The organism is Sphingobium sp. S6 (genome assembly GCF_905120495.1).
GTDB lineage: Bacteria > Pseudomonadota > Alphaproteobacteria > Sphingomonadales > Sphingomonadaceae > Sphingobium > Sphingobium agri.
The window spans coordinates 1-3,332 of sequence record NZ_CAJHOG010000036.1; the positions used below are offsets into that span (position 1 = coordinate 1).

Here is a 3,332-nt window from a genome sequence, read left to right on the forward strand (position 1 = left end):
GCTGCGACTGACTTGCATTAGTATATTTGATCCACTAGCGAGCGCAGCAAGCTAGGGGTTTGTTCATGCGCATCATCAGTTCTACTCTGCTCTCCACGACAACACTGTTGTCGGCCATAACCGCTAACGCGCAACCCGCGTCTGCTGAAGCCGAGGCCGAAGGACCGATTGTTGTCACTGCGGCTCGCAGCATCCTTCCTGTCAATGCACTGCCGCTGACGATCGACGTGGTCGACAAGGAGACGCTCGACCAGCAGCTCGCGATTTCCGGTTCAGTGACCGACGCTATAGCAACCCTGACCCCGTCCTTCTCGCCCACCCGCCAGAAGCTTTCCGGCGCGGGCGAAACCCTGCGTGGTCGTTCGCCTCTCTACGCGATCAACGGCATCCCACAATCGACCCCGCTGCGCGACGGCGCCCGCGACGGCTTCACCATCGACGGCTTCTTTGTCGACCGGGTTGAACTGATCTACGGCTCCAACGCGCTACAGGGCATCGGCGGCACCGGCGGCATCGTTAACCAGGTCACGGTCGGCGCGCCGACCGCAGAAGGCCTAGGCGGCCGGGTTCTGTTGCAGGCCACGTCCGACAACAGCTTCCACTCCAACGGGCTCGGCTGGAAGGCCGGCGGCCTGTTCCAGTACAAGGCCGGGGATTTCGACGCGACGATCGGCGCTACCTATGAAAAGCGCGGCGTATTCTATGACGGTCAGGAACGTCGCGTCGGCCTGAACCTGACGCAGGGCGAGACGCAAGACTCGCGCACGACCAATTTCTTCGCGCGCCTTGGCTACGCGACTTCAGCGACCGGCCGGATCGACCTGATCGCCAGCCGCTTCGAGCTGAAGGGCGGCGGGGATTTCGTAGCGGTCGCGGGCAACCGCAACGCCGGCCTGCCGACCAGTGCGGTCCGCGGCGCTCCTCCGGGCGATCCGGCGGCCAGCCGCACCGAAAGCATCGCGCTGTCCTACACCGACACTGAGCTGCTCGGCGGCAATTTCATCAGCCAGATATTCTTCAACCGCTCGCGCGATACGTTCGGCGGCGAGATAGCGCCCATCGCGACCTTCCAGGACCCGGCTCTCGCGCCCGTCAACACGCTGTTCGACCAGTCGCAAAACCGCTCGCGCAAAGTCGGTGCGAAGTTCAGCTATGAGCGCGCGATGCCGGGCTTCGAAGCGCTGACTGCGACGCTTGGCTTCGACGCTCTCTGGGACAAGACCGAGCAGCGGCTGATCGCCACGGACCGCGTCTGGGTGCCCCCGGCCGAGTTCCGGAGCCTCGCCCCCTTCGCCCAGGCCAATCTCAAGTTGTTCGATGGTCTGGTGCGCATCGCTGGTGGCGCACGCTGGGAAAATGTCCAGATCAAGATCGACGATTATCACACGCTGGCGTCAACAACCTTTGTCGCTTGCTCGGCCAGCTTGCCGGCTGGCACGCCTTGCGGCACGTCGACCTATGGCGGCGTCGCCGTTGCGGGCGGCAAGCCGAAATTTGACGATCTTCTGCTGAACGGCGGCGTCATCATCGAACCATGGGAAGGCATCCGCGCTTATGCCAGCTATGCCGAGGGCTATACCGCCCCCGACGTGGGCCGCATCGCGCGCTCCGTCAATCTTCCCGGCGTCGATATCGACAGCTACCTTGCCATTGAACCGATAGTGTCAAACAACCGGGAGATCGGCGTTGAAGTGAAGCGCGGACCGATCGACGCATCGGCCACCTATTTCTGGTCGTCAAGCGACAAGGGGCAGCTTCTGGTCCCGGGCCTCGGGCGCAACTTCGACGTGCAACGTCAGCGCATCAAGATCGAAGGCATCGAAGTCAATCTGCGCAGCGAGACACCGATCAAAGGGCTGAAGCTCGGCATCGGCTACGCTCATATCGAGGGGCGCTACGACAATAACGCGGATGGCGTGGTGGATACCGATCTCGATGGCGTGAACATCTCACCCGATCGCGTCAACCTATTGGCTACATTCAATCGCGGGCCGGTTTCGGCGATTGTCCAGACGCAGTATTTCCTGTCGCGCACCTTTCATGCCGATCCGGGGCTCACGCAGCCCGACCGGCGCAACAATTTCGCAGGCTATCACGTCACGGACGCCAGCCTCCGCTATCAGACCGGCTTTGGCGGGCTGCGGCTGAGCGTGCAGAACCTGTTCGACAAATTCTACATCGACTATAGCAGCGACACGCGGCTGCCGACCGATAATCTTGCTTATTTCGCGGGACGCGGTCGCACCTTCACCCTGAGTTGGGATTACAGCTTTTGAAGACGCTCGATCTCCTGCATCGCTGGCTTGGCGGATTGATCGGCCTTGTTCTGGCAGTGCTGGGGTTTTCGGGCGCTCTGCTGGTGCATAAGGACGCCTGGGTGCTGCTGCCGCATGCATCCGACACCCAGGTGCAGGAAACGAACGCCATCGCTGCGGCCGTCGAACGTATCATGGCGGATCCTGCCACCCGTCCCGAGATGATCACCTTTGCCGGACAGGATTTCGGCCTCAACCGGCTGCGTTTCGCGGATGGTCGTGGCGCCTATACCGATCAAGCGGGCAATCTGGTTGCGCGCTGGAACAGCCAATGGGAGCGGCCGGAACTCTGGCTGTTCGACCTTCATCATCATCTGTTTGCAGGCGACACGGGAGAATCGGTGATCGGCATCGCCGCAATCGCCGGGCTGTTCTTCATCATTTCGGGCATCATCCTGTGGATCCGCACGCGCAAGACGTTCGAGTTCCGCCTTCTGCCCAAGCGGATGAGCCGGCCGGCAATCCTGCGCCATCATCGTGATCTGGGGGTGGTCGCGGCACCGCTACTGATATTGGCGCTGCTGACCGGCGCCATATTGGTCTTCCGTCCGATGGCGGCCCTTGTTCTGGGACCCGCCGCCCCCGCCCAGATCGACGCCAGTCTCAAGGCGCCTTCTGTTCCGCATGTTCCGCTTGCGGCAAAGCCTGACTGGCGTGCTCTTATCGAGGAGGCCCGGGCGCATTTCCCAAGCGCCGAAGTGCGCAGCCTGTCGCTCCCCCGGCAAGGCAGCGGCCTCGTAACCTTGCGGATGAAGCGGCCGGACGAATGGCTGCCAAACGGGCGCACAACCTTGTGGTTCGCGGCGAACGATGGTCACCTGATAAAGGCCCGGGATGCGGCGCGCCTGCCCCAAGTCGTGAAGATCTACAACATGCTTTACCCGCTTCACGCCGCCAAGGTCGGAGGCCTGAGCTATCGGTTGGTAATGACCTTCGCTGGACTGGCATTGGGGCTGCTGGGGACGTTGACCCTCTGGTCATTTTGGTTCGCGAGAAAACGCGTCAAACGTCCGGTGC

At 62.2% G+C, this 3,332-nt stretch carries 2 protein-coding genes; both read left to right on the plus strand.

Annotation, left to right across the window (positions count from 1 at the left end; all coding sequences use genetic code 11):
* Window positions 1-65 precede the first annotated feature (65 nt).
* Window positions 66-2,276: a TonB-dependent receptor gene (locus tag SPHS8_RS20180; protein WP_201516832.1), complete on the plus strand. Its 2,211-nt coding sequence runs from the start codon at window positions 66-68 to the stop codon at window positions 2,274-2,276.
* Window positions 2,273-3,332 (plus strand): PepSY-associated TM helix domain-containing protein (locus SPHS8_RS20185; protein WP_201516833.1); only part of this gene is annotated, 1,060 nt, incomplete at its 3' end. The genes SPHS8_RS20180 and SPHS8_RS20185, both read left to right, overlap by 4 nt.

Bases quoted from the DNA above. Each gene is read 5' to 3' on its own strand.
- SPHS8_RS20180 (WP_201516832.1), top strand. From the start codon at position 66: ATGCGCATCATCAGTTCTACTCTGCTCTCCACGACAACACTGTTGTCG.